Genomic DNA, 26577 nt, shown 5'->3' on the forward strand with positions numbered 1-26577 from the left:
GTGATGGATTTCCGCCTCAGCCTACTAGATTCTTTTCCTATATTGAGGTCCTGTATGGAGGACCAAAGCTTAAACCAGACTGAGTTGTTGCAAAACGTCTGTTAACACAGTCACCTCCACCGGTTTGAGTAAATAAAACTTGATACCTAACTCGCATGCTTGTGGTAAATCTCGATTGCCAGAGCCAGTAATACCAATGACAGGTAAGGTCTGTAGTTCTGGTTGTTGTCTCAGCCATTGTAAGAAATCGAGACCTGACATACCCGGTAATTTCAGATCGAGGATGACAAAGTTAGGCAAAGGATAGCGAGTGCGATCGCCATAAGCACCTTCTCCACCCAAATACTCAATTGCATCCTCTGCTCTAGCAACCCGTTGTATCAGAAGGGTTAAATTTAACTGAGAAAATATTCGTTCCAGGTGAAGTGCATCAAAAGGACTATCTTCTATGACTAACACCGTTCGTGCCAGGGTATTCTGCTGTTGAGATCTTAAAAAAGCTCTCACTCTTGCCAGTAGTTCGTCAAAATTAATTGGTTTGCGAATGAAGTCGTTCGCACCTAAATCCAGTCCTCGAACTGCATCATCCCGCTCATGGGCTGAGATGAGCAAGATTGGAAAAAAAGGTAGCGCAGAATTTTGCCGGATCTGCTGGGTTACTTCATAACCGTTCATACCCGGCATCATAATATCGAGCAGAACTAGATCGGGGGGATTTGCCTCAACCTTGGCTAGAGCAAGACTTCCACTTTCAGCTGTTTCGACGTCATAGCCCTCAGCTTCTAGTAAAGTTTGCAATAAGAGAATATTGTCAGGCAGGTCGTCAACAACAAGAATGCGAAAACGTTTTTGAGAAGACACGGTCAGTTTTTATTAAAGGATTTTGATGCTTCTATAGCACTTTTTATCGTTATTCAAGCACATCTTAACTCAGGCAAGGCAGCTTTAAGCCGCAATTCAGCCTTTAGTAATATAGCTTACAAGGTTAGCCATTAGGGTGCATCCCACTTTTGCCAATTTGGAAACCCACTTTTGTAAGTGAAGCGGGCTTTACCCGCTTCACTTACAAAAGTGGGATGCACCCGGCCATTACAGCTATTTTGGAAGCCAGCGCGAAAACCGCTTGCCTATGCTTTAAAGCTTGATGAAGGGATCGTTTTTCTAGACGTAAAGCGCACGCCACAACAGCTTTTAAAGCCGGCTCTAAAATTCTTCCTCTATTTGAAATACAAGCATTCATTGATAGCTCAACATTTTTCTCTTAGGTTCCTTCCTCTTCAAACACAGGCAGCTCAATCCAAAAACGGCTTCCCTGACCGGCTTGAGATTCAACCCCTGATCGCCCACCAATTCGTTCTATGCCACGTTGAACGATCGCCAACCCAATACCCGTGCCCGAATAATCTTCCACTCCATGTAAGCGCTCAAAAAGACGAAAAATTTGGTCATGGTACTGCGGGGCAATGCCAATACCGTTATCCTCTACCCATAACCGAACGAATCTGTCACGTCGCTCATTCCAAATTCGGATACGCGGCTGTACGCCAGAAGCAACAAATTTAACAGCATTTGTGACTAAATTGGCGATCGCCTGTTCTACCGTTGAGTAATGCCCTAACACAGTAAACAATGGTTCTTCGACCGTAATTTGAGCTTGCCGGAGTTGGATCTCTAAGTGATTGAGCACATCGTTTACAAGATTGTTTAGATCAACCGGTTGTAATGCCAACTGGATTCGGCTCAAGCGATTATAAGACAACAAGCCCTGTAGCATTTGCTCTAGTTGGTCAGCGTTTTCTCGAATTCGAACAGCGTATTCCTGTCCTGTTACTGCCAATTGATCAGCAAAGTCTTCCAAGAGAATTTGAGCATAACCACGCACGGCTCGTAGGGGCTCCCGCAAGTCATGGGATACCGAGTATGCGAACGATTCCAAATCGTGATTTGCTTCCTCCAGCTCCTGGGTTCGGCGGCTCACTTCCTGTTCCAGCTGATGGGTGTAACGCTGCCGCTCTTCCTCCTGAATGGTCTGTAGCCGATTAGCATATTGTTTCAGCTCAGTAATGTCGTCTACTAGCCCGTCAATGACCATCTCCCCGTTGACAGAATTGAGAGCCTCAGTCAAACGAATCCAGATAGGATTGCCTGTTTTGTCAGCCAATTGTAATTCTCGTTCCCGCTTCTGGTTGAATGCAATCTCTGCCGATTGGGATAAGTGCTGAGTGAATTGATTGACATATTCATCTGTCAGTGAATCGATTTGCAATAGCTGAAGAAAAGCTGGATTGACTTCAATTAAGCGGCGATTGAGGGTTGCTCGAAACACACCGATACTCAATTGCTGCAGCAACGATTGAAAACGAACCTCAAGTAAAGCAGCTCTCTGCCTTGCTTCAGCCCGTTCTATAGCCGCTCTCGCCGCCGCTCGTAGACGAATATAATTCTTTGAAGACTTCAGAATATAGTCGTCCAAGCCTGCCTTCATGGCTTCAACGGCAATTTCTTGACTGGCAGTATCTGTAAACATAATCACCGGGCACTCTGGAAACTGCTGTTTTAGCCGGTGCAGTAAGTCCAGACCGTTGCTCCATAGCAATTGATAATCGATAATGGCCAGGTCAAAGCGATCGCCCGATAGTGCTTGTTCAAACGTCTCTTCATCAAAAATTTCTTGAGCCTGTAGCCCTGAAAACTCTTTCTCGAGTTCTCGAATGATAAAAAGTCGTTGATTGGCATTGTCGTCAGCTACCAGTATCTGCATGGGAATGAAACACTTCCTTTCCAACTATGCGGGTGCCTTGCGTAACTCCATCCAAAAGCGACTGCCCTGATCGGCTTGTGACTCGACCCCCACCCGTCCACCCATCCGTTCGGCTCCCTTGCGCACGATCGCTAGTCCAATCCCCGTGCCCGGATAGGTTTCGGCACTGTGCAGCCGCTCAAATACCTGAAAAATTTGCTCTTGAAATCTAGGTTCAATCCCAATTCCGTTATCTTCTACCCACAACCGTACCCACTCGCCCGTTTCATCAACTCGTTCTTCTGCCCATACGTGAACTTGAGGCTGACGATTCTGTTGGGTAAATTTCAGCGCATTGGTCAGTAAGTTCGTGAGAATTTGGCTAAGGGTGATGTAGTGCCCCATAACGTTCGGTAAGGCCGGCTCAACTATGACTTGAGCGTGCTTAGCATGAATATCAGCTTGTAGATGAGTTATGACTTCTGCAACTACCGCGTTGAGATTGAGGGCCTGTAATTGAATATCGGCCCGACTAAGACGGCTGTAATCCAGTAGAGCCAAAATCAAGGTGTCCATTTCTTGAGCCGCTTCAATGATCCGTTGAGCGTACTCCTGTCCATTCTCATCAAGGCAGTCGCTATAGTCCTCCAGTAGAATTGTCCCTAACCCCTCCATTGAGCGTAGGGGGGCACGGAGGTCATGGGAAACGGAGTAAGCAAATGCCTGCAACGCTTCATTGGCTTCCTGAAGCTCAGCAGTTCGTGCGTCTACCCGTTGTTCCAGTTCAGAGGCATAGCGTTGCAATTGCTCTCGCAGACGAGCTTGTTGAATCGCAACTGCAAGCTGATTGGCAATCTCCTGGGCGATTATCCGTTCTTCCGCATTAAAAGCAGCAGGCTCGCTTGCTAACAAGTATAGGTCTCCGAATAACTCCCCCTCCACGAGCAGAGCAACAATCAAAACGCTGCGTGTTCCTTGACCGAACTGATACTCCAGGATAGGAGGACGCTGGAGCATGGTGCTCAGATCCTCGATGTAGCGAACTGCTTCCCGATAGCGGAAGCCTTCCAAGGATGAGAATGAGGTAATCGGGATGATGGAACCTGCTGGTGTTGAATCAACCTGCCCTGCTAACACTTGAGCTTCGTTGGTCTCGAAATTGAACAAGACAACCGCCGCTTGTTGGTAGGCAATTACTTGATTGAGCCGCCGCAGAGCAGAGTGAGCGATCGCCTCAGAAGAGGTTGCCTGTAGGATGGCGCGATCAATTTGCTGTAAGGTTTCTAACCGTTGAGCCGTGCGGCGAAGTGATTCTTCCACCTGTTTGCGTCGGGTAATATCTACGTTTACGGCAACAGCACTAATAATTTCTCCCAACTCGTTACGGATCGGAACGGCAGAATTGAGGATTGTTTTCCGCTGACCATCGAATGTTTCAATATCAACTTCTTCATTGATAACAGTTTCTCCCTGTCCCACAACACGCGCCAATGCCCAATCATCAGCAGTCAGCCGCTCTCCCGTCTTGACCCACCACCCCTTATACTCGCCATACTCAGCCACACTCCTGTTGCGAGGAGCAGATTCACCCCAAATGGCTCGAATGGCAGCATTCAGTTCTAAAACCTCCCCACTCGCATCAGCAATGCCTACACCTACAGGTAGGAGATCCAGAAGAGTTCTCAGGCGTTTACGCTCTAGTTCATTGGCAATTTTTTCTTGTGTTAACCACTCTTCTGCCTGTTTACGGGCTGTGACATCAAACCGGACTGCCAGATGCTGAAAGGGACTACCAGACTCATCCTGAAAAGGAACGATCGTTGTATCAACCCAATAGTAAGTGCCATCCTTAGCGCGGTTCTTGATCTCGCCATGCCACACCTCACCTTGGGTAATCGTTGCCCAAAGCCTACGGAAGAATTCTTTCGGATGGTAGCCTGAGTTGATCAGGCGGTGGTTCTGCCCAATCAATTCTTCTCGGGAAAATTTCGAGATTTGACAAAATTTGTCATTGACCTCAGTGATCGTTCCTTGAGCATCAGTGATAGCTAAAATCGCAGCTTGGTCTAAAGCAAACTTGACATCCGACAGATCCTTTAAGGCTTTGCGCAACCTCTCTTCAGATTGCTTGCGTTGGGTAATATCCAAAAACGCACCAATACTGCCTCTCGTTTGTCCTTGTTCATCCAGTAGGGGAGCAGCATACTCCAACAGTGTGAGAGTGGTACCATCATTCCAAACCACCTCAACCTCATAATCCTGTACTTCAACTCCATCAGCCGCTGCACGCTGCAGGGGTAGTTCCTCTGGGGGCAGTTCCAGATTATTCTGACAAACTTTGAAGTTGGTCGGGCGTTCGCCTTCCGGCGCACTTAAAGACGCATTTTCAGTCGGAGCAATGGCTAACATTTGAGCCAGCGTCGAGTTAACCTGAATTTTTTCACACTGGGGATCTTTAGCAATACCAACACCAATCGGAATCACTTCTAATAAGGTTTGAGACTCTACCAACTGTCGCTGAAGTTCTCGGTTCAGGTTTAGAATTTCTGCCTCCGCTTGTTTTCGTCCTGTAATGTCGATTGCTGTCACAGCTACCAGCCTTCGGTCATCTAACAAGGGGGAAATCGGAGCAGCATGGAAATCCCATATACGGCTTTCGCCTGTAGAGGTTGTAATAGTGTACTCTCCCATCGCCTTTCGTTGAGTTAACGGATATTGGGACAAGATTGTGGCTCGTACTTCCTCTTTGCGATCGCCATAAGCTTTTTCCGTCCAAATCTCAAGTGTAGGAATGTCTTCGAGGCTATATCCACTAATCTCAGTCCAAGCATGGTTGACCAGCGCTACCTCCCCATCTTCGGTGTGTAGCATGATTGCAAGAGGAGCATTTAATAAGGCCTGTCGAAAGCGATCTTCACTAGTTTGCAATGCGTTCGCTGCTGTTTTGCGGTCTGTAATATCGCGCATGACCTTTGAAAAGCCTTGCAAGTTACCGTGTCTGTCCCGTAAGGCACTCAGTACAATATCTGCCCAGAATAACGACCCATTCTTCCGCCGCCGCCAGCCCTGTTCCTGATATTGACCTTCTGTGGTGGCAATCTCCAGCTTCCGCTCTGCTTGGTCTTGCTCAACGACTTCTGGTGGAAACAACAACGAGAAATGCCGGCCCACAACCTCAAAGGTGGAGTAACCGCTTACCCGCTCTGCTCCTGCATTCCAGGTTGTAATCTTGCCATCAGTATCCAGCATGAAGATGGCGTAGTCTTGCACACTCTCCACGAGTAGTCGATAATTCTCCTCACTTTCCTGTAGGGCTAAGGCTGTTCTCTCAGTTCGTTCTTTGGATGTGATGAGTGCCTGGTTGAGATAGCTAATCATCACTCCTTCGGTCAGAAAGATAGCAATCCGTACCCCGTTTTCTATCCCGGTAACACCGAGCGTAAACAGAGGTTGGACAAAGAAGTAGGTACCGACGAGGGCACTCAAGCCCGTTGCGAATAGCCCTGGCCCTAGCCCCCCATACCAAGCAGCAAACATGACAGGCATGATGAAGACCAATAACGGTGCTTCATAACCAAGCACTGGCACCAGTAGAAACCGGATGATTAACGCCAGCAAGCTTGCCAGGACAGCCACACTATAGCGAGACAGTAGTATCCGTCTTGCTCCTGACATTGTCTAGCCTCCTCATGCAGTTGAACTGCTTGAGCGATCATTCATTAGCAAATTACTCTCAAGCAAATCTATTGAATGATGGCAATCAGCAGGTTATCGTTAACACCTTTTATCCTACTTCCAAGCTTAAGAACTAGCCCTCTAACTGAGTGGAGGTAAGCAGGCTATAACTTTCTGCAGGGTTGTTACTCAATCGTTGAGCTCCGCAGGTTTAACAAGTTTATGCGAGCGATAATTAAGCTGGGTAAGGGATAACGCTCGCGATCGCCATACTACCCCTCCCCCTTCAGATAAGCCACGGCTTTTCCAATCGTCCAATAGTGACACTTTTTTAGGAGGGGTAACGTGACAAGCATGTCAGTAGGGTAAGCGCTTCGCAATAAAAACCGCAGTCTAAACTGCGGTAAGGATACGCGGTAATACTTTTGTGATATAGCTAGTCTGGCAACGCTTTCTCTACAAGACATCAACCTAAAAGCAGAGAATCACCGTCCCAACAAGGACATGCATCATGTGAAGCAATACGGGGACAATCAAGGCTCTTTGGGGATGATGCGTTAGATGGCGATCGCCCCTACTAGCCTCACATCGGAACTTTGTAGTTCTCCAACAAAAAGCCCTCACCCCTTGAAGGCATTTGCTTATTACTACTTGAGCAAGCACAATGATTAATCACTTCATCATCTTGCTGAAATCGTCTCCCCTCGAAAACTCTAATCCTCTCCAGCTAAACACTGTGCAGTTTTAGGGATACGTGAATTTTTTAGAAAATTTTAGAAGGAGCAACCTGAGTCTGGCAAACTTTACGTATCTCCCGTATTTCTCCCTCTGACGAAACATGAAAAGTAGTTACAAAATTGGGTTTGCAGCTATCTGTGGATCAGCAGCAACTCTTGCCCTTTCACCTATCCCGGCCCATGCTTGGGGGCCAGTGTATGAGTTTGGAAACTGCATAATTGATACCGGAGCTCGTAGAGAAACGTTCGAGTGCTACGTGAGCACTGGTGGCGAACCCGATGGCTTCTCTATGAACATCATTCGTGCTGTCAGTAACAATCCAAGTCATGATCCACTAGTCGGAACTTATCGCGCTCGCAACTCCGGTAGTTCGCAACATGTTACGTTTAACTGGAGTAATGGGACAGAAGAACAAGTGCAAGCCTCAGACTTTAGCAACCCTGAGGACTGGGCATTTTGGACCCAAGATGGTTGTGGCATCGGCTTCCAGAGATCAACCTTAGAATTGTAAGTGGCTCAACTCAATTAAACATCAAATTTCAAGAAGCTGTGCCACCCGCTTTGCGAACAACACAGCCTCTTGAAATTTGATGTAGCTCATCAGCTCGGAAAGTGCTGTAAACGTTAACCTGCACGAAATACTACCACTCGTACCAAAATTCCTATGATCAGGAGCAGATAAGCCAGGAGAATCGAGAACCAAAGGGTGCGCCTCGGTAGCGGTGTAGACCGATGACAACCACGGATACCACCTGCGATACCGCCCCCAATAGATCCCACTGGAATTAAAACAATCAGCATCGCTAGAACATAAATTCCCGCATAGGCACCTCCATTCACTAACCCAGGTATCGAAAAGAGCGGGACAAACGCGATCACCAACGTGCCCAAAAACGAACCTAAAATGGCAGGAAATAGGGTAAATTTGATGCGCCGTTTAATGATTCCAATCACTAAACCAATAACGCCACCGACCACTAATCCAATACTTAAAGACCAGATAGAAACAGATAAAACCTCAGATAGAACCTGTGCCAAAATATTCATAAAGTAAGACAAATGATTAGTAAATTATGAATGATTAGAGCTACATACCGCTTAGCTACATCTCAAGCTTTTAGCAACTACAGGCTGAATGACAATCTTTGTATACAAGCGAATCAATCGAGATAATGATCTACTGCACGCTCTCAAGCAGCTCACAGGTTCTATATAAGCGAGTGGAAGGTGATCACCCTCCACTCGCTCATTCGCTTCCAAGCAACTTACAGGTTCTTTTGTTGGTGAGAAGGTAGGGCGATCGCCCCACCTTCCCAGGCGCTTCTAGAAAACACACTTGTTCCTTTCATATTTCACTGGATGGAACCGTTGCACAGTTCCATCCAGTGAAAAGCTCACGTCTATCATTTCGCCGAGGAAATCGACTGAGTTGCTTGCAAGGCTTGTTCTAACATCTCAGTCGCTCTTTCACGATCGGAGGTACCAAATAGCCCCGCGACCCAATCCTGCAACTGTATCACAAGCTGCTGTGTTCCTTGTGCCTCAGCCTGTGGCTGAGCATAAGCACGAGCGATCGCAATGAATGCCTGTGCTCGATCTGCCGGATTAGCAATTGATTGGGCCGTTTGCAAAGCAGCATCAAACTTCCCCTGCTGCGCAAATCCCTGCACGACCGAAGGCAGTAGCCACGGGATCTCTTCACTTTGAGCCATTTGTAACGCTTGCTCCGGTTGCCCAGACTGGGCATAGCCCTGCACGATATCTGATGTAAATCCCTCCAACTGGCCAGTCTGAGCAAGTTGCAGTGCCCGTTCAGGCTGTCCGGCATCGAGATACCCAACTGCCACCTCCGACAAAATGCCTTTGACCTGCTGTGCCTGGACAAACTGCCATGCCTGATCCGGCTGCTTTTGATCTAAATAGTGTCTGACGATGCCGATCATTGCACCATTACGGTTAGGGTTGGACTGCGCCAACTCAACTGCTGCTTCTAAATTGCCTGCCGCAGCATAGGCGATCGCAATATCTCCCAATGCCCCCTGCCGCTCGCTAATCGGCGGGATCTCCTGAACAATCTGCATAGCTCGCTCAAAGTTGCCGATTTTGGCATAGCCAATGGCGACTCGACCCAGCGCATCCGCGTCGGCTTGACCACGCTTAGCATCATTGGGACCGATGGCTCTAGCAAACTGGTAAGCCTCTGCCAACGTTGCCACGGCTTTGTCGTCCAAACCCACCTGCTGGTAGAGGAGTGCCGCATCGACAAGGTGAATCACTTTATCCAGGGGAAATGGAGCATCAGGGCGGTTACGGATTGTGGGAAGGGTTTGATCCAGAAGGGCGATCGCCCGATCATTTGCGCCCAACTCCGTAAACTGCCGTGTCGTCCAGAGGATAGCGCTTCCCTGCAATGCAGCCGTTTCAGCCTTCTCGGTATCCAGCGTTGCGGCACTGATGATGGCCTGTTCGAGTACTGTCTTTGCAGGTTCAGGATGCCCTGCTAGAGCCAGCTTCATGCCCATGCTGTTCAACATTTGTGTTCGGTAATAGGCATCGTCAATCTTTTGCGCGTTGGCGATCGCTTCCTTCAGTAACCCATCCGCTCGCTGAGATTGTCCTGCATCCAACAAATCCGCTGCAATTTCTGACAGGGCGAGTGGGTCCCCCATGCCGCTGCCGAGGGCGATCGCTAAATCAAACTGTCCCTCATCGGCAAACTCTCCTGCGCGATACATCAACGATTCCGTCGGAGAGGTGCCGCTGCCGCTACACCCGCTTGCTGCTTGAGTACGAGCGGATTCCAGTGCCTCTGTAACCCATCGCCTGCCCTCCGCCTCCTGTCCGGCTAACCAATAGCTGCCCGCTACCCTTGCCAGAGGGATGGCCTTGAAGCAGGGCTGCATGGCCTCTGCTGCCCCCAGCGCCTGTTGGGAAATGGCAACGGCCTGTTGCGAATTACCTAGTTTTGCGTATTGAAAGGCAATGTCTGACAGTAGTCTGGCTTGCTGATCAGGAGCAGGTAGGGCAACCGCCTGCTTCACGGTGAGAATCCCCAGAACGGGCAGGGCTGCCAGAAGGAAAAGTTTGGCACAACGCACGTTAGATTTCATAGTGGCTCGATGGGGATAGAGAATTTGAGTAACCGACCGTCACTTAGCAATGCACCCCGATCACGAAACTATTTTGCGGTTCGCTTCCCTTGATTCTGAACTAAGCTCGGATCACAGAGAAAACCCGTCGAATCAACCTTTGGAACAGCCATAAGGTGAGACTGTAAAAGGCAACATTCAGAGTGAATGCCCCAAGATTTGCGTAGGCATAGTCTTCTAGCCCAAGCTTGCCCCAACCAGTTGTAGGTGAACCGGCCTCCACATCCTGAACAAACGCCAAGGGAAAACCTGCTCTTTGCTCTCCAAACTTGCACTGTCCAGTTTGACAGGGTTGAGCACCAGTGCAGAGCGTTTCACAATAGGCGGGCTGCTTGTAACGCAGAGAGGCAATCGTCAACCCGACTGCCATCAGAATAGTGAGGGTAATCTTGATTCCTTTATAAGCGAAAGGGCCGCTGCTTGTCATTAGAGACTGATCAAGGATGTGATCCGGATTATGTTAACTTAGTGCTACGAAACCTAAATGTACCTGGCTCGATCTGAACTTTTAATTAGTTTTCATCTTGGGCAACCCATTCAAGAAGTTTTGCTGAGCAGCAGACTCAAGTATTGACGACAGTAGAATACATCGGTTCCCATTACATCCTCTCTCCAGGTACCCTAGCCGCTTTCTCCTGCAGCCATATAAGGTTTGGCCGCTGCAACGCTGATTGCAGGATTATTATCACGTCTTTGGCTGTTAGCTAAGGAGATTTCTGAGAAACAATATCCCCATTATTTGGAAAAAAGGCGCGGCGAAGCCGCGCCTTTTTTCCAAATAATGGGGAAGTTCTTATCTGGAAATCTCCTAAGACTAAGCTGATTTTAGAAAACAGGGATTTGCGCGTGGGGTGTAAATCTCCGTCTTAACTCTTTACTCTCTTCTTCAAAGAATCCCTTGGTATTTACCAGGGGATTTTGTTATGTCAATGAGGTGATAGAAGGCATCGACAACAGCCATTGCACTGCTTTCAAACAGCACACGGCCCTTACGTCTCCTGCTCCTCAAGCTGATAATCCATCAGTACAAGCCCTCTGGAGCTAGAATCATGCGATCGCCCAAGCCCCACAAAAGAACCATTTCCCCTTGCCGGTACAGCTGAAGCAGTTCTCACACTGCTTCACAGAATGCATAAAATTTGAAGCAGTGGATCAATAGTGTTCACTGTACGGTTGTACAATGCCGTACCTTTTCGCAATAACGGCTACATCCCACTTTTACAGATTCGAAAACCCACTTTTGTGAGTGAAGTGGGAGAAGCCTATCTCACCCATAAAAGTGGGATACTGCCAGCAATAACTAAGTCAGTTATTATTATTAAATATAAGACTGAAAAGGCTGTGCCATTTGAAATACGAGCAGCCCAACCTTCTCGGCCTGATGTTTAATCGGGCTGAGCTGCTTATCAGAAATTCATAAGTTTTTATATTGAGGAAATTGCCCTGCCAAAGATTGCCTTTTCCCACGTAGAGCGCGCGAAAAGGCAATCTTTAAAGCAGACCTGACCACTAAACCGCGAAAATCAACTCATGTTTGAAGGTGGGGAGGTCGGTACCCCGCCTTCAAACATGAGCAAGCTTAAGCCGCCGAGTCCTAAAGCAGCTCAATTCGTAAGAGGGCCGCCCTGTTTATATCTAGTCTGCAAATACCCCAGAACGCTATCCAGAGTTCTGTAATCAGTACGATTCTTGGTTTCTAGATTTATCAGGGAATATCCTGTTCCGTCCTCCAGAATACCGACTATAAGCCGATAACCGAACTTCTCGGCCGTAACAGAAGCTAAAAAATTTGGATAACTCACTATATGCACCTATCTTTAGAGAGACCTTTCTAGCCAGGGACACTTTATAAATCTATACCTAAAGATAGAGGTAAGGCAATTAAAGGGTTTTTCGTAGGATAAAGCGAATGCAATTTATGCATAACTAGTACGCTGAGGCGGAAATCCATCACCTATGTTTTGTGTGGGGTGCTTCGCACCCCACACAAAACATAGGTTGCGAACTTAGGCCGCAGCCTACTAGCTAGATAGGACTGGCCTTTCCTGCACCACAATTGTGTGCTTCCTCCCACGACAATTCTGCAAAGGGCGATCGCCATGGCTACCAGAAACAAGGGTTTGGGGGCTACCTCAAGTTAAGAATAGGAAGAAACAGACAGTTACATGCTTAGCTTTGCTGCCGCACATACATCTACACTCTGCTTGATATACGCCATGACTTCGGCCCCATAGGTGATCACAGAAATCAGCGGCAGCACTTCAGTGGGCACCGTTGTGGCAGCAGATCCTAGGCATGGCGATTACGCCTCAACGATAGGTTTAGTACTGCCTCACAGAATTTATAGGCTTGGGAGTTTACCTCGGCTACCCCCTTCCTTACATGAAGCCATTGGGTAATAGAGTTTGGACCGGCACTCCTTCTGGCCAGCTCTAAGCATTCCGCGAGCAGCACCTCATCTCCATTTATCAAGCGAACTAAATATTCAGCGTTGTTTTGACCCAAAGTAGAACAAAGTATCCTCTCTACTGCTTGCCGACCAATTTCCTCATCAGGGTGCACGGCGATCGCCTCCATCCTGTTTTTTCTTCTCTTGCCACTGTTTTTTCTGAGACAGCTTTGGCTCTTTTTCCGCCATTAGCACAGCTAAACGGCAAACATAAATTTACTCACCCTCCGATAGTACTGCATTACCGCTATCTCACTGCATTGCTAGCGGAAGCACAAACTATGTCAGCGCTTGTCAGCAACTTCACTAAATTACGTGAAATTCAGACTGTGACACTCACAGAATCGCAGAAATGTAGCATTCTGAATTTCACGTTTAATCACGCTCACCGACTTATTAACGTTACACCCTTACGGAACCAAGGTTACAGGTAACGAAAGGTGCTCTTTCATCAGCGTGAAGACGACGACTGCGATCAAGAAGGTTTTAATCAAACCCCGGATTTTGTAGAAGATCCTACAACAGCCTCAGCTTTAGTAATAACAGTGGAAATTGAAACCATAAAGTATTTAGGCTAACTAGAATCTCTTAATTTATCACAACAAACGGTGAACCATACGCTCACAATTGGTTCCTCAAAAATTCTCATTTTGAAATGAAGCCCTGGAAACTCATCATGAGAACGGCTATTACTTCGGGTTAAGTGGTTAAAATCGAGCAGGAACCTGAAAGGCTGTGCCACCCGTAACGTTGGTGATACAGCCTTTTGGGTCTTATGCCTAGTTGAGCTGGGCTACTTAGGGCTTATGGTGTAGTCAATCTAAATGGCATCTATCTGAAGACAGCTATAAGTAAATAAATCTTGCATAGATACCTAGTTTATTTCGGGTTTTGGCATCTTAGTTATGTAAGCAAACTTGAGTCTAAAAGTAACTATCTCTGGTTTTCATAAGTAAGCCATTTAAGTTCCCATGTTCAGTTTTTCGCTTCAATTCAGGACTCGCCCTAAAAAGGTATTGAGTGCCATTAAACGAAACTGCAACAGAAGTTTTTATACAGTTTGAAAAATTTATGAGAGACAAAGCGCAAATTCAGCCAGAGGATTGCTTGGCTGGGGGTGGCGAGATGGGAATGCTAATGCGATCTCTGGACTGGTCAAAAACCTTAGTGGGTCCTGTCAGTACCTGGCCCCAGAGCTTACGAACAGCAGTGAGCATTATGCTGGCATCCCGCTTTCCAATGCTGATTCATTGGGGGCCAGAATATGTACAGTTTTATAACGATGGTTTTCGTCCAATCTTAGGGAATAGCAAGCATCCAGGTGCGCTAGGGCAGCCTGCTTATCCATGGTGGGCAGAGATCTGGGACGTTCTAGTTCCCATGTTCGATCGCGTCATGGCTGGTGAAGGTACCTGGTATGAGGATCAGGTCGTCTTCCCAAACCGTTACGGCTACACCGAAGAAGCCTATTTCACCTTCTCCCACAGCCCCATCCGTGATGAGTCAGGGCAGGTTGCGGGAATTTTTCAAGCCGTAACAGAAACCACAGAACGAGTCCTTAACGAACGTCGCCTCAAAACACTGCGAGATCTCGCGGCCAGAGCAGTTGAAGCCCAAATGGCAGAGGCAGCCTGTCAAATTGCGGCTGAAACACTGGACGAGAATCCCAACGATATTCCCTTTGCCCTGTTGTATCTCATTGACCAGGATAGAAATCAAGCAACGTTAGCTGGCACTGTTGGATTAGAACCTGATACACCTGCAAGCCCGGCGATCGTCCAACTTAATAAAGATTTAGCAACCTATGATTGCTGGTCTATCACTCAGGTTGCATCGACAGGGCAAATGGTACAGGTCGACAACCTGTTTGAGAAATTTGGTTTATTACCAGGAGGGCTGTGGCCCGAATCCCCATCAACGGCTTTAGTATTACCGGTTGCTCAACCGGGATCGCTCCTACCCACTGGCCTACTGGTAGCGGGAATTAGCCCTCGGCGAGCACTGAACGATAGCTATCAAAGTTTTTTGACCCTGGTCGCTGGGCAAATAGCGATCGCCATTAGTAATACCCGGGCACTGGAGCAAGAACGAAAACGGGCATCTGCACTGGCAGAACTCGATCGCGCCAAAAGTCAGTTTCTGGCAAATATGAGCCACGAGCTGCGAACTCCTCTCAATGGCATTTTGGGATATGCTCAAATCCTCAAACGACACAAAACATTAAGCGATTCTCAGAAGAATGGATTGAGCGTTATCAACCAATGCGGCGAACATTTATTGACTTTAATTAATGATGTTCTCGATATATCCAAAATTGAAGCTCGAAAAATGGAGCTGCATCCGAAAAACTTTCGATTCCCCGAATTCCTGGAAGGGGTTGCTGATATTTGTCAGATTCGGGCAAAACAGAAGGGAATCGAGCTTATCTATGAAGCTTTAACTCCTCTTCCTTTAAGAATTCGAGCAGATGAGAAGCGATTACGCCAGATATTGCTCAATCTGCTAGGAAATGCCGTAAAGTTTACCGAAATGGGTAGTGTGACTTTCAAAGTCGGCTGTGTTGGTGATTCTCAGTGGATTGTGGATGACCAAACTTCTCTTCCCCTTAAAATTCGTTTTCAGGTAGAAGATACAGGCGTAGGGATCGCACCAGATCAGCTTGAAAATATTTTTCTGCCGTTTCAGCAGGCAGAGGGGCAGGACCAGCAGATTGAAGGTACGGGGCTAGGGCTTACGATTACACGCCAACTGATTGAAATGATGGGGGGAGAAATTCATGTAAAAAGTATTTTGGGGCAGGGAAGCACTTTCTGGTTGGAGTTAGAATTACCCGAAGTAGATTCTGTAGATGAACTGAATAGTTTGAATACTCAAGAAATTATCAGCTACGAGGGGCCCACGCGTAGAGTATTAGTCGTAGATGACAAATGGGCGAACCGCGCCGTTCTGATTAATTTGCTAGAACCGCTCGGATTTGAGGTTGTTGAGGCAGAGAATGGGCAGGAAGGGTTGAACAAAACGCAGCAGTTCAAGCCAGACATCATTTTCATGGATTTAGTCATGCCTGTGATGGATGGGTTTGAGGCCACTCGTCAGCTTCGGGCCTCGTCTAACTTCAAAGACAACATCATTATTGCTACGTCAGCCAGTGTGTTTGAGTTTGATCAACAACAAAGCTTGGATGTTGGCTGCGATGACTTTCTACCTAAACCCGTGCGGGAAGCAGATCTCCTCGAACAGTTGCGCACTCACCTGAAGTTGCAATGGATTTACGAGAAGCAAGGAGGCGAAACTGATTCTGCAATCAGTGCTTCAGAGAATTCACAGATGGCTCCTTCTTCCCTGATAATTCCTTCTGATGCGATCGCAACTCTACTTGATCTATCTTTGCGGGGCGACCTCAAGGGTATCACTGAGCGCTTAAATCAGCTTGAGCTTTCAAGCCCACAGCTAACTCCCTTCACCCATCATTTGCGACAATTAGTAAAAGGTTTCAAGATCAAACAAATCCAAGAGTTTATCAAAGAATATAAAAATGAGCACTGATACAGCTGAGCAGGGTGTTATTCTCATTGTGGATGATAAACCTGCGAATTTAAGTGTTTTATTTGAGTTTCTTGCAGATGCAGGCTTCCAAATTTTGGTAGCAGAAGATAGCGATGGAGCAATTGAAACAGCTAAATATGCAGCTCCTGATCTAATTCTGCTAGACATTCTGATGCCAGAAATTGATGGCTTTGAAACCTGCCGCCGTCTGAAACAGGATGGGCAAACAAAAGAAATTCCAGTTATCTTTTTAACGGCTCTTAATGAGACGGTTGATAAAGTCAGAGGATTAGAATTGGGAGCCGTTGATTATTTAACAAAGCCACTTCAGGAAGAAGAAGTTTTAGCTCGCGTTAGGATACATTTAAGTATTCGAAAGTTAACTCGGCAACTACAATCACAAAACTTACAGCTAGAACAAGAAATTGCTGAACGCAAACAAATTGAAGCTCGTTTACAGCATCAAACAACAGAATTAATCCAACGAGAAGAAGCCTTAAGGGAAACATCACAGAAGCTTCAGGCAATTGTGCAATCTGCTCCTTTAGCAATTCTGGTACTGGATCCTCAAGGGTACGTAAAAATGTGGAACCGTGCTGCTGAAAAAACATTTGGATGGCATGAGTCCGAAGTGTTAGGTTGCCCTTTGCCGATTGTGCAGAAGAATAAGCAAGAGGAGTTCCACTCCCTTCTCCAACAGGGTTTGCAGGGACAGTCATTAACCCAGGTAGAAGTTCGTCGCCAAAAACGAGATGGAACAGACATTGATATTAGCATTTCAACTGCACCTTTACAGGATACCGATGGTCAGATCAGCGGGATCATGGCTGTCCTAATGGATATTACGGAACGCAGACAAACAGAACAAAAAATCCATGAGCAAGCTGCTTTACTAGACATTACGACAGACGCTATTTTCGTGCGAAATTTAGACAATCAAATTTCGTTCTGGAACAAAGGTGCAGAGCGTTTATACGGGTGGTTGGCAGAAGAAATTCTGGGTAAGAGTGCGAACTGTCTCTCCTCCAACAAAGATATATCGCAACTAGCCGAAGCTCAGAAGGTAGTAGCGAGGCAGGGCGAATGGCAAGGTAGATTATGGCAACTAACCAAAAATGGTAGCAAAGTTGTTGTTGAAAGCCGCTGGACATTGGTAAAAGATGAGAATGATCATCCTAAATCGATTTTAGTCGTTAATACGGATGTGACTGAAAAACAACAGCTAGAAGCACAGTTTTTGCGGACCCAGCGCATTCAAAGTATTGGAACATTAGCAGGTGGTATTGCTCATGACCTCAACAACCTTTTAACTCCAATTCTGGCCTCTGTTCAGCTTATGCAAATGCAAAATGGCTTACAGGATGAGAAAAAAGAGCTGTTATTAAAAACAATTGAACAGAACACAAAGCGTGGAGCAGCCCTTATCAAACAAGTTCTATCGTTTGCTCGAGGGATGGAGGGGCAACGAACGGTTGTTCAAGTAAAACATTTAATTACGGAAATAAAGCAGACGGCTCTGGAGACATTTCCAAAAACGATAGATATTCAAACGAATGTTATTTCTGACTTATGGACAGTATTTGGAGATGCAACTCAGCTACATCAAGTTCTGCTGAATCTTTGCATCAATGCAAGTGATGCAATGCCTCGCGGCGGCACGTTAAATATTAAAGCTTGCAATTTACTCGTAGACAACAACTATGCCCGTTTGCACCTTGATGCCAAAGTGGGCCCTTACCTGGTTATTGCTGTATCGGATACGGGAACAGGGATTCCTCCAGAAGTGATGGAGCATATTTTTGAGCCATTCTTCACTACTAAAGAATTTGGTAAAGGAACAGGCTTAGGCTTATCAACTGTCCATATGATTGTGAAAGGCCATGGTGGTTTTGTTGATGTGGCTAGCTCAGTTGGGCAGGGAACTCGGGTCAAGATTTACTTACCCGCAATTCACGCCATTGAACCTGTGCAATCAGAAGAACCTAAAATTCCGTTGGGTAATGGCGAACTAATTTTAGTTGTCGATGATGAAGAGGCTATTCGTGAAACCTGCAAAATATCATTAGAAGCCTACAATTACCGTGTTTTGACAGCAAGTGATGGAATGGAAGCGATCGCCCTCTACAATAAATATCAACATGAGATCCAGTTGGTAGTGATTGATTTAATGATGCCAAAGATGGATGGAAGAGTGACGGTTCCGGCCCTAAGGCGAATTAATCGGGATATCAAGATTATTGGAATGAGCGGATTACTTTCCAACAATCACCTACCTGGCTCAGTCAATAGTTATATGAAGGCGTTTTTACCGAAACCAATAGCTATAACCGAACTCTTACCGAGAATCAGGCAAATACTTTGAAGCATTACGATTAATGGAATAGAAAATTTGGTCTTCGGCGCAGGAAGTCTATTGTAATGAGATGCGCCCATAAAATGTGAGTTGGGTTAGTTTTTCGTGAGCGATGCGCACGAAAAACTAACCTTAGCGAAATTTTTCTCAGGCTAATCTTCGCGAACACGACTTGATTAGCCTGTCGCTTTAGAACGCAAGGTTTGACCAAAGTGGCCTTCAGCAATCCCGCCTGGGTAAAACCAACTTTAGCCATGCCAGCTTTCGTGAAGCAGAGCCAGCATGGCTTCGAGTTCCGTGTCTTGCTTAGAAAGGTCAAGCTGGGCAAACGTTTCAAAATCCGTTGTGTAGGACCGGGGCGCAAGGACTGTCTCCTTAACGGCCTGCTGAAGTACGGCCCATTGATGGTTGGGGATTTCGCCGAAGAATTCACTATATCACTCAAACATCACTTATAAACTTCATAGCTAACAAGTCATATTACTTTGTGTTCCTCCGTTAGCACCCTTGGCCAAAAAGATAAAAACTGTATTAATGTTCAGTTTGGGCTCAGCCAAAGCCCATCGTTGCGAGTGGCACACGCAACAATGGGTACATTACTGCTATACATTAGAAGCGTTATAACCTAGTACACGCGCTAGCCATGAGCAACTCGATCGCTTGGACACCTGACGCTGAAGCACGCTTGAAAGAAATTCCATTTTTTGTGCGACCTGCTGCCCGCAAAAAAATTGAGAAGTTTGCTCAAGAGTCAGGAATTACTCAGATTACTGTCGAGGTATACGAGCAAGCCAAACAAAAGTTTGGCAACTAATGAATTAAAGCCAATCATTGTTTTGCTCACCTTATATCCTGTTTCAAAATCTAGTACAAAGCAGCAATCAGCCCATGTTTGAAGGTGGGGGGTGCTTTGCACCCCCCACCTTCAAACATGGGCTGACTTAAGCCGTCGATTAATAGAATGCTAATCCGTCTTTGTTGAACCCATACAGCCAGTTGTCGTGTTAAGGAATCTTGGAATCCCGAAAAGCTTGACAAGGCATTAAGGTGCTTTGCGATCGCACTTTCGATAAGGAAGCAACCGCCGAAAGAAACGATACGTCTTGCGTACCATGTTTAGTACTGTATGAGGTACCTTGAGCCTCATAGGAGCCAGGATAGGAAGATAGAAACGATAGTAAGCCCATTTCAAGTCATCCCAGGCAGAACAGGGTTCCTGGTTCAGAAAATCTGACACATCCACAACCAAGCCCCTACCTTCGTACATCATCACGTTTCGACCATGCACATCATGCCCGTTCAGCCCTCGGCTCTGCGCATAGTCCAATGCCTGATCAATATCCTTAATAACCTGCTTTGGAATACGAATTCCTAAGCTGAGACAGTCATACAACGTTATACCCTCTAACCGCTTAAGAATTAAGCAGTTACTTCCCCGGTAAAAGCACTCCGAAAAAGCCGGATGTGTTCCCAGTCGTCGATAAACTTCCGCCTCTTCGGTTAAACCAGGCCGCCCCGGAGCATAAACCTTAATGACATAATCAGGGAACTCGGGATGCCAGAAAACAGCTGCATAATTCCCCATCCCGAGAGCCCGCCACGGAAACGGAACCTTTCGCACAACTACAGGATCGTTGGGATCAACGCTTTCGATGTGTACATGGGGAAGCAATTGAGCCTCAACCCGTTGAACTAGACTATCTAAGGACATAGATAAGCATTGAGCTCGGTTCTATAACAATTTTAAGAGAATAATTCGTATTCCCTTCGGTGGGTTATTGGCAGAGCCGGGTAGGGATTATATCTTGCGTCTGGATAGAATTAATATCTAAACCCCTTATTTTCCCATGTTGCAACGGGGAAGTAGGAGGTTCGTTTCTGAAATTTGGAAGGGCAATTTTTCTGCTATGAAGTGATAGAAAAATTGCCCTTCCAAATTCTGGTTTTAGCTATCTACAAGATATGAGCGTATTCAAAAGAGGGGGATGAGCATTATATGCTCATCCCCCTCTTTTGTTCTACCTAAACACAAAACTGACCTTACAGTAGACTCTTATTTCTCAACCGATAAACTTGAGGTAGCTGCCACCAGGGAATATTAGGATATTCATGGTGTTCTTGATGATAACCAAAGTGGTAACAGGTGAGAAATGACCAGATAACAGGGAAGTTTGTGCTCTTGGCTCGGTGAGGGTTAGTGTAGCCCTCATCTGGCTCTCGATGGGTTAGGAAAGTACCGAAATAAAACAACTGAACTGAGCTTAAGAGAGAGGGAACCACCCAAAATAATGCCAAATTACTATCAGGAATTCCGAGGAAATAGTGAATGCTGTGAAAGAGCACTACCAATGCAATAATTCGACCCCAACTCCAATAGTGCTTCATGAATTGGAAATACCAGATAAAGAAGTTTTCACTTCTTCCTTCATGGTAGTCTGGGTCACGTTCTGTGCTGGGATACTTATGGTGTAACCAATGCTTCTTCAACAATTCCTGATAGGAGAACAGCCCGTAGCACCATACAGCAAGAGTGCCAATCGCATGGTTGATTTTAATATTCGAGGGATAAACCACACCATGCATGGCATCATGGGCCGTAATAAACAATCCTGTGTACAGGAATACTTGCCAAACAAAAGCCAAACCAACTATCCAAACGCTGGTCTTGGAAACATCTATCGATAGGAGGAATAACAAACTGACTAACCACAGGGTTAGGATGGTGCAGGCAACCAATAGCCCTTTCACAGACTGAGTGACTGCTCGTTGGTTTGGCGATTCCAGTCCCTCCATTTCTAAAGAGGAGGCTTGAATCGGTCTTGATTGAAGGGAACTTAATTTAGTCACACCTACTTCTCGCTAACACGGGGTAATCAATTGAACCTATTGTGAGTTAGGCTTGTCAAACTCTTATCTGTATCCTAGCGATTCAGTTCTGAATCTTTGTCCATCTTTTGTCTAGTTATAAAGCTACTCGAAGTAGTTATTACCAAAGGATGGTAGCCAGCAAATATAAAAAGTTAAAAAACTAATGCATGTAGAGAAATTTAGTTATTTTTATTAAGAAAAAGGAGAAAGGTAGCATACTACGTCATCTCTTCCATCTCGTCTTATGATTTCGAGCTTCAAGAATACGGAGTACCAAACCCTATACATGGTCCGCATTTCGGTAGCAAGTATCACCAAACCAGTTTTTAATCAGCCTTTGTTACGGCAGGATAACAACTACGGTTTATCCTTCTATTCAGTAGCACCGTAATCTGGGTTTAAGTGCACAAATATTTCTACGTGGCTTATGAAATAATTTTTAAAAAGTGAGGTAAATACAAATTACTCAAGCTTCAAAAACTATTAGATTCGCTGAAAAACCAGGTCACCTTCCTATACTTCTTCGGTTTTACCTATTTTTTTTAAGTCCTATAGTATTTGCGAGGCTTATCACTTCAACAGCAAAAGATTTACCTGCTTATAGCGTTTTTGAAGGTCTTCCAGCTAGGAAATGCTCCGCTCCGTTACCCATTCAACCCTTATTTAATTGAAATAGACCGACCAGTGTAGAAATTAGTCTTCCTTTACAAGGCATCAGCCATCATACTAACTGACAATACTCACTCCATAAGTTACTGCTTTTTTTGCTTAGGATTCGTCTTACCTAATCAAAAAATCATGATAGCGACGCTTCCCATTTCATAAATCACACGAAGAAATGCCGTGAGAGTACACTCCAATAATTTAGCGATTGCTCCTATAGCAGACCTCTACTCCAGGCATAGAGCTTAATTCACAAAAGTATGAAGTTTTATTAAATCCACTAATTTTACTGAATTATCTTAGGGCGTACGCCGATATGAGTACACAAATTACAGTTTTGCATTCAAGATAAGCAACAAATCTCTCCGCTAATAAAGATAGAATCTACCCCAGGGGTGTATCATGCGGAATCTGCCTACGAAGTAACAGTATGTTGATTGTGATCCCCCTTTAATGGACATCACAATCAATATAACGTTTCTATACGAAGCAGAGTTTGTAACACTTCAACTTAGGAGATTTCCAGTAATGAAATTACCCCCAGAATGTTGGTGCTTTGCCCGCGAAGCGGGCAAAGCACCAACATTCTGGGTAAATTCTTATGCAGAAACCTCCTTAAAGGTCAATCACCCACACGTTCAGCTAATTCCAACCATCGTTCCGTCGAGTCGTCGATCGCCTGACTAAGCGCTGCTAGCTGTTCGGTAAGACGTTGGAGTTCAGTAAAGTCACCCGGAGGTTTACCATAGAGCAACGTTTCCAACTCCTCCTTTTGGCGCTCCATCTCGGGAATCTTGTGTTCCAGTTCCTCGTATTCCCGCTTTTCCTTATAGGAAAGCTTACGGGGTTGAGTCGAATTAGCCGTTTTGGCACTGGATTTTGGCTCACTAGGCTCTGTAGAGGAAGACTTCTCTTTTTTGGCAGAAGTTTTCTCAGCTTTCTCGGCCTCGCTGTCCTGGGCCTGTTTATAGTCCAGGTAAAGGGAGTAATTGCCGGGATACTGGCGAATGTTACCGCCTTCCTCGAAGGCAAAGACGGTATCGACCGTGCGATCCAGAAAATAGCGATCGTGCGAGACGACAATCACACAACCATTAAAATCTTCTAAATACTCCTCCAAAACCGATAGTGTTTGTACATCCAGATCATTGGTTGGTTCATCCAGAATCAATACATTGGGAGCGCTCATGAGTACACGCAGGAGAAACAAGCGACGCTTCTCTCCACCCGATAGTTTATGGATCGGTGCATACTGCTGATTGGGAGGAAACAAAAAGCGCTCCAACATCTGGGAAGCCGTAATGATACTTCCATCCGAAGTTTTTACCAGTTCTGCAATGCTTTTGAGATAGTCAATGACGCGATCATTTTCATTCATCGCGACATCTTCGGAATGTTGGTCGAAATAGCCAATATGGATAGTGGCTCCCAATTCCACAGTTCCAGAATCCGGCTGAACCCTGCCTGTAATGATGTCCATCAGGGTAGATTTGCCAACTCCATTGCCACCAATAATACCGATGCGATCGTCTGGACTAAAGAGGTAGCTGAAATCCTGGATCAAAATGCGATCGCCATACCCTTTCCGGATATGTTCTAGTTCAATCACCTTCTTACCAATCCGACGGCCCACGGTGGAAATTTCCACCTTACCCTGCGACTGCTTAAACTCCTGTGCCTGCATATCGCGAATGCGCTCAATGCGTGCCTTTTGTTTGGTGCTGCGAGCTTTAGGGCCACGCTTCAGCCATTCCAACTCGCGCCGTAATACCCCAGCATGTTTGCGCTGGGTGCTGGCAGCGGAGTCCTCCGATTCTGCCTTTTTCTCTAAGTAATAGGCGTAGTTGCCAGAGTAATTGAACAAATCACCCCGGTCGATTTCGAGAATGCGATTCGTAACCCGATCCAGGAAGTAGCGATCGTGAGTAATCAGAAGCAAGGCTCCTCGAAAGCGGTTGAGGTAGCTTTGCAGCCATTCCACCGAGAGAGCATCCAGGTGGTTGGTTGGCTCATCCATTAGCAGCACATCGGGGTCAGAGAGAAGAGCGGTGGCGATCGCAATTCGCTTACGATATCCCCCCGACAAATCTCCAACACGGGCCTCAAAATCATCAATGCCCAACCTGCTCAGCACAGTTTTAGCATTGGTTTCCAGATCCCATGCCCCAGCCGCCTCAATCTTTTGGCTCACGGTAGACAGCCGGGACATCACCGCATCGGCGTCTCCATGACCATGGGCTAGTTTATCCGAGAGTTCTTCATACTCCCGAATCAGTGCCATCTGTTCGCCACTATCGACAAACACTTGTTCCAGAACGGTATGGTTATCATTCAGATCTGGCTGCTGAGGCAGGTAGACAATCTTGGCCCCCTGGTTAATCCAGATATCGCCGCCATCCGTAGGCTCCAACCCGGCAATCATTTTCAGTAGGGTAGATTTGCCCGACCCATTGGTGCCAATCAACCCTACCTTATCGCCCTCCTCCAGGCTAAAGGTGGCATCTTTCAGGATCTCCTTGATGCCAAAGTCTTTTTTGAGCGATCGCACAGAATAAATAGTCATGGGTCACAGGATAGCTTCCAGTCACCTAGTCTAACGTTGCCTGGCTCCCAATAGCCGCATCTGCACCCCTCGGGCTGGAGCCAGAGTTACTCCTCGCCGCCGGGGCACCTCCGGTTCTGAGTCAACCAACTCTAGCTGGTAGTGGGTTAGAACAGTAGCCAGAGCTAACTTCAACTCATACAGAGCGAGTGCCTCCCCTACACAGCGACGCGCACCGTTGCCAAAGGGAATGAACTCGAAGGGTGTGTACTTTCGCTCCAAAAAGCGCTCAGGCCGAAATTCCTTAGGATTAGGGTAGAGGTCCTCCCGTTGCAGGGTGAGGTACATACAGCCCATAAAAATGGTTCCAGCGGGGAACTGGTAGCCCAGCAGTTCTACAGGTTCCTGGGCCTCTCGGGGGAAGGTGAGCATTGCTACAGGGGTACAACGTAGGGTTTCCTGGCAGACAGCCGTGAGATAGGGAAGCTTGGCGATGGTTATGGGATCGGCTCCTGGTTCCAGGCTATTGAGTTCGGCCAGGAGCTTTGCTTGAATCTCGGTTTTGTGGTGGAGCCAATACAACGCCCAAGCCATAGCCGTTGCGGTGGTTTCATGGCCCGCAAACAACAACGTCATCAATTCATCACGCAGTTCTTTATCGCTAAGAGGTTGCCCATCCTCATCGCGAGCCGCCATCAACAGGGACAGAATATCAGAGCGGTTTTCATCGGGGTTCGCACGACGCTCCTCCAATTCGGCATAGAGGAGATCGGTTAGTTGTTGCCGCAACCTCACAAACTGCCCCCAAGGGCTCCAGGCACCCAAATCGAACTGAAGGAACTTGAGAAAGAGTAAAGCCGAAGTTAGGGGCGAAGCAAAATGTTCCGTTGTTTCAGCCAACACGCTTTTAATTTGTTTCGCGCGATCGCCATCGGAAAGGCCGAACACGGCCTCAAAAATCACTTGTAGCGAAATACCCTGGGTGACTTTTCGAGCTGAAAAAACGTCTCCAACGTTCAGTTCTTTAAAAGCATCCTGAGTAATGCGGCCGATGAGATCACCGTACACGGCCAATCGCTCCCCATGGAAGGGCGGCATTAGCAGTTGGCGGTGGCGTTTGTGACGGTCATCACTTAAGGTGATGATTGATTGATCACCCACCAAGGGCTCTAGCAACAGATTGAGTTCGCCGGGAGCACTGAAGAGTTTGCGATCGTTGGTGAGAATATATTGAATCGCATCAGGATGGCTAACCAGGACGATTTTGTCACCAAACCCTAAACCCGTTCCCACAAATATGTCGGGAGACAGCTGATGATTGCTCTCTAAATAGCCCACTGGATCAAAAATCCATTGTACCCGTTGCAAAAATACGGGCTTGGACACGGGCTTGAGGGTTTTTCCGGGGGGGGCTTCGAGGGTTTTCATGGCGGTTTAGCTACCTTCTTGAGCACCAACTTGACCCTATCATTACATATTTATTTACAGCGCTTTGCGCTTGAATCAGCCACAGTTGTTTTTGTGAGAGCCGCGCGGAGCGCAGTTCTCACAAAAACAACCAGATTTTAAGCGCTGGAAAAGCACGATAAGACAAGTTTTTCTGATACTCTTGACTCCGTTTGCGCGTTGAACACGCAAAATCAAGGGTTTTGGAAAAACCTCAGCAATTCCAATTTTGAAATCAGGCCCGAAAACCGCGCGCCTTTGGCGCGCGGTTTTCGGGCATCAAAGCCAAGAGTTCATGCCCTACGGGTATGAACTCTTGGCTTTGATGCCCATACTGAGAATTGCTGGAAAAACCTATCCTGAGTGCGGGTCTAGAACACGACCCGCTATAGTGAAGAATGATCTTCC

13 protein-coding genes and 2 pseudogenes are annotated in these 26577 nt (G+C 46.6%); 4 read left to right on the plus strand and 11 right to left on the minus strand.

What is annotated here, in order from left to right; all coding sequences use genetic code 11:
• Positions 1-69: 69 nt before the first annotated feature.
• From H6F91_RS28485 to H6F91_RS02050, 4 genes and pseudogenes are all read right to left on the minus strand, one after another.
• A complete protein-coding gene (locus tag H6F91_RS28485) occupies positions 70-507 on the minus strand; it encodes a response regulator (RefSeq protein ID WP_347280000.1) in 438 nt (145 codons plus the stop codon).
• Positions 490-867 (minus strand): annotated as a pseudogene (locus tag H6F91_RS28490) (response regulator); the annotation flags it as partial. The gene H6F91_RS28485 and the pseudogene H6F91_RS28490, both read right to left, overlap by 18 nt.
• A 394-nt stretch (positions 868-1261) precedes the next feature.
• Entirely contained in the window at positions 1262-2761 is a 1500-nt protein-coding gene (locus tag H6F91_RS02045) for an ATP-binding protein (protein WP_190773785.1), read from the minus strand.
• 24 nt (positions 2762-2785) lie between these two features.
• On the minus strand, positions 2786-6415 hold the full coding sequence (locus H6F91_RS02050; RefSeq protein WP_190773784.1) for a PAS domain S-box protein: 3630 nt from the start codon (positions 6413-6415) through the stop codon (positions 2786-2788).
• An 838-nt stretch (positions 6416-7253) separates the two neighbouring features.
• On the opposite strand from H6F91_RS02050, the gene H6F91_RS02055 reads away from it, so the two are divergent.
• Positions 7254-7664, plus strand: a complete 411-nt coding sequence (locus tag H6F91_RS02055; RefSeq protein WP_190773783.1) for a hypothetical protein — start codon at positions 7254-7256, stop codon at positions 7662-7664.
• A 113-nt stretch (positions 7665-7777) separates the two neighbouring features.
• Here H6F91_RS02055 and H6F91_RS02060 read toward each other — a convergent pair whose 3' ends face one another.
• Entirely contained in the window at positions 7778-8200 is a 423-nt protein-coding gene (locus tag H6F91_RS02060) for a hypothetical protein (RefSeq protein ID WP_190773782.1), read from the minus strand.
• A gap of 356 nt (positions 8201-8556) precedes the next feature.
• Positions 8557-10263, minus strand: a complete 1707-nt coding sequence (locus H6F91_RS02065) for a hypothetical protein (protein ID WP_190773781.1) — start codon at positions 10261-10263, stop codon at positions 8557-8559.
• 3559 nt (positions 10264-13822) lie between these two features.
• Between H6F91_RS02065 and H6F91_RS02075 the strand changes: the two genes are divergently transcribed.
• Positions 13823-16297, plus strand: a complete 2475-nt coding sequence (locus H6F91_RS02075) for an ATP-binding protein (protein WP_190773779.1) — start codon at positions 13823-13825, stop codon at positions 16295-16297.
• A complete protein-coding gene (locus H6F91_RS02080) occupies positions 16287-18659 on the plus strand; it encodes a response regulator (RefSeq protein WP_190789201.1) in 2373 nt (790 codons plus the stop codon). The genes H6F91_RS02075 and H6F91_RS02080 overlap by 11 nt, the downstream gene beginning before the upstream one ends.
• A gap of 266 nt (positions 18660-18925) precedes the next feature.
• Here H6F91_RS02080 and H6F91_RS28495 read toward each other — a convergent pair.
• Positions 18926-19066: pseudogene (locus H6F91_RS28495) on the minus strand (magnesium-protoporphyrin IX monomethyl ester cyclase); the annotation flags it as partial.
• A 227-nt stretch (positions 19067-19293) separates the two neighbouring features.
• Here H6F91_RS28495 and H6F91_RS02090 point away from each other — a divergent pair.
• Positions 19294-19464, plus strand: coding sequence for a PCP reductase family protein (locus H6F91_RS02090; protein ID WP_190789202.1), 171 nt, complete (start codon positions 19294-19296; stop codon positions 19462-19464).
• 228 nt (positions 19465-19692) lie between these two features.
• On the opposite strand, the gene H6F91_RS02095 is transcribed toward H6F91_RS02090, so the two are convergent.
• From H6F91_RS02095 to H6F91_RS02115, 4 genes are all read right to left on the minus strand, one after another.
• The gene (locus H6F91_RS02095) at positions 19693-20361 is read right to left on the minus strand and encodes a serine/threonine protein kinase (RefSeq protein WP_190789203.1); all 669 of its coding nucleotides are present in this window, start codon (positions 20359-20361) and stop codon (positions 19693-19695) included.
• Positions 20362-20690: 329 nt separating this feature from the next.
• Positions 20691-21497, minus strand: coding sequence for a beta-carotene ketolase CrtW (gene crtW / locus H6F91_RS02100; RefSeq protein ID WP_347279999.1), 807 nt, complete (start codon positions 21495-21497; stop codon positions 20691-20693).
• Positions 21498-22803: 1306 nt separating this feature from the next.
• Positions 22804-24744, minus strand: a complete 1941-nt coding sequence (locus tag H6F91_RS02110) for an ABC-F family ATP-binding cassette domain-containing protein (RefSeq protein ID WP_190774461.1) — start codon at positions 24742-24744, stop codon at positions 22804-22806.
• A gap of 30 nt (positions 24745-24774) precedes the next feature.
• Entirely contained in the window at positions 24775-26151 is a 1377-nt protein-coding gene (locus H6F91_RS02115; protein WP_190774462.1) for a cytochrome P450, read from the minus strand.
• Between the last annotated feature and the right edge of the window lie 426 nt (positions 26152-26577).

Origin of the sequence: Leptolyngbya sp. FACHB-8 (assembly GCF_014695575.1) — a bacterium.
Classification (GTDB): Bacteria; Cyanobacteriota; Cyanobacteriia; order Elainellales; family Elainellaceae; genus Vacuolonema.

What these genes read in the sequence shown, in the direction of transcription:
- H6F91_RS02045 (WP_190773785.1), bottom strand. Translation starts at nt 2,761, where the DNA reads ATGCAGATACTGGTAGCTGACGACAATGCCAATCAACGACTTTTTATC.
- H6F91_RS02050 (WP_190773784.1), bottom strand. Translation starts at nt 6,415, where the DNA reads ATGTCAGGAGCAAGACGGATACTACTGTCTCGCTATAGTGTGGCTGTC.
- H6F91_RS02055 (WP_190773783.1), top strand. Translation starts at nt 7,254, where the DNA reads ATGAAAAGTAGTTACAAAATTGGGTTTGCAGCTATCTGTGGATCAGCA.
- H6F91_RS02060 (WP_190773782.1), bottom strand. Translation starts at nt 8,200, where the DNA reads ATGAATATTTTGGCACAGGTTCTATCTGAGGTTTTATCTGTTTCTATC.
- H6F91_RS02065 (WP_190773781.1), bottom strand. Translation starts at nt 10,263, where the DNA reads ATGAAATCTAACGTGCGTTGTGCCAAACTTTTCCTTCTGGCAGCCCTG.
- H6F91_RS02075 (WP_190773779.1), top strand. Translation starts at nt 13,823, where the DNA reads ATGAGAGACAAAGCGCAAATTCAGCCAGAGGATTGCTTGGCTGGGGGT.
- H6F91_RS02080 (WP_190789201.1), top strand. Translation starts at nt 16,287, where the DNA reads ATGAGCACTGATACAGCTGAGCAGGGTGTTATTCTCATTGTGGATGAT.
- H6F91_RS02090 (WP_190789202.1), top strand. Translation starts at nt 19,294, where the DNA reads ATGAGCAACTCGATCGCTTGGACACCTGACGCTGAAGCACGCTTGAAA.
- H6F91_RS02095 (WP_190789203.1), bottom strand. Translation starts at nt 20,361, where the DNA reads ATGTCCTTAGATAGTCTAGTTCAACGGGTTGAGGCTCAATTGCTTCCC.
- H6F91_RS02110 (WP_190774461.1), bottom strand. Translation starts at nt 24,744, where the DNA reads ATGACTATTTATTCTGTGCGATCGCTCAAAAAAGACTTTGGCATCAAG.
- H6F91_RS02115 (WP_190774462.1), bottom strand. Translation starts at nt 26,151, where the DNA reads ATGAAAACCCTCGAAGCCCCCCCCGGAAAAACCCTCAAGCCCGTGTCC.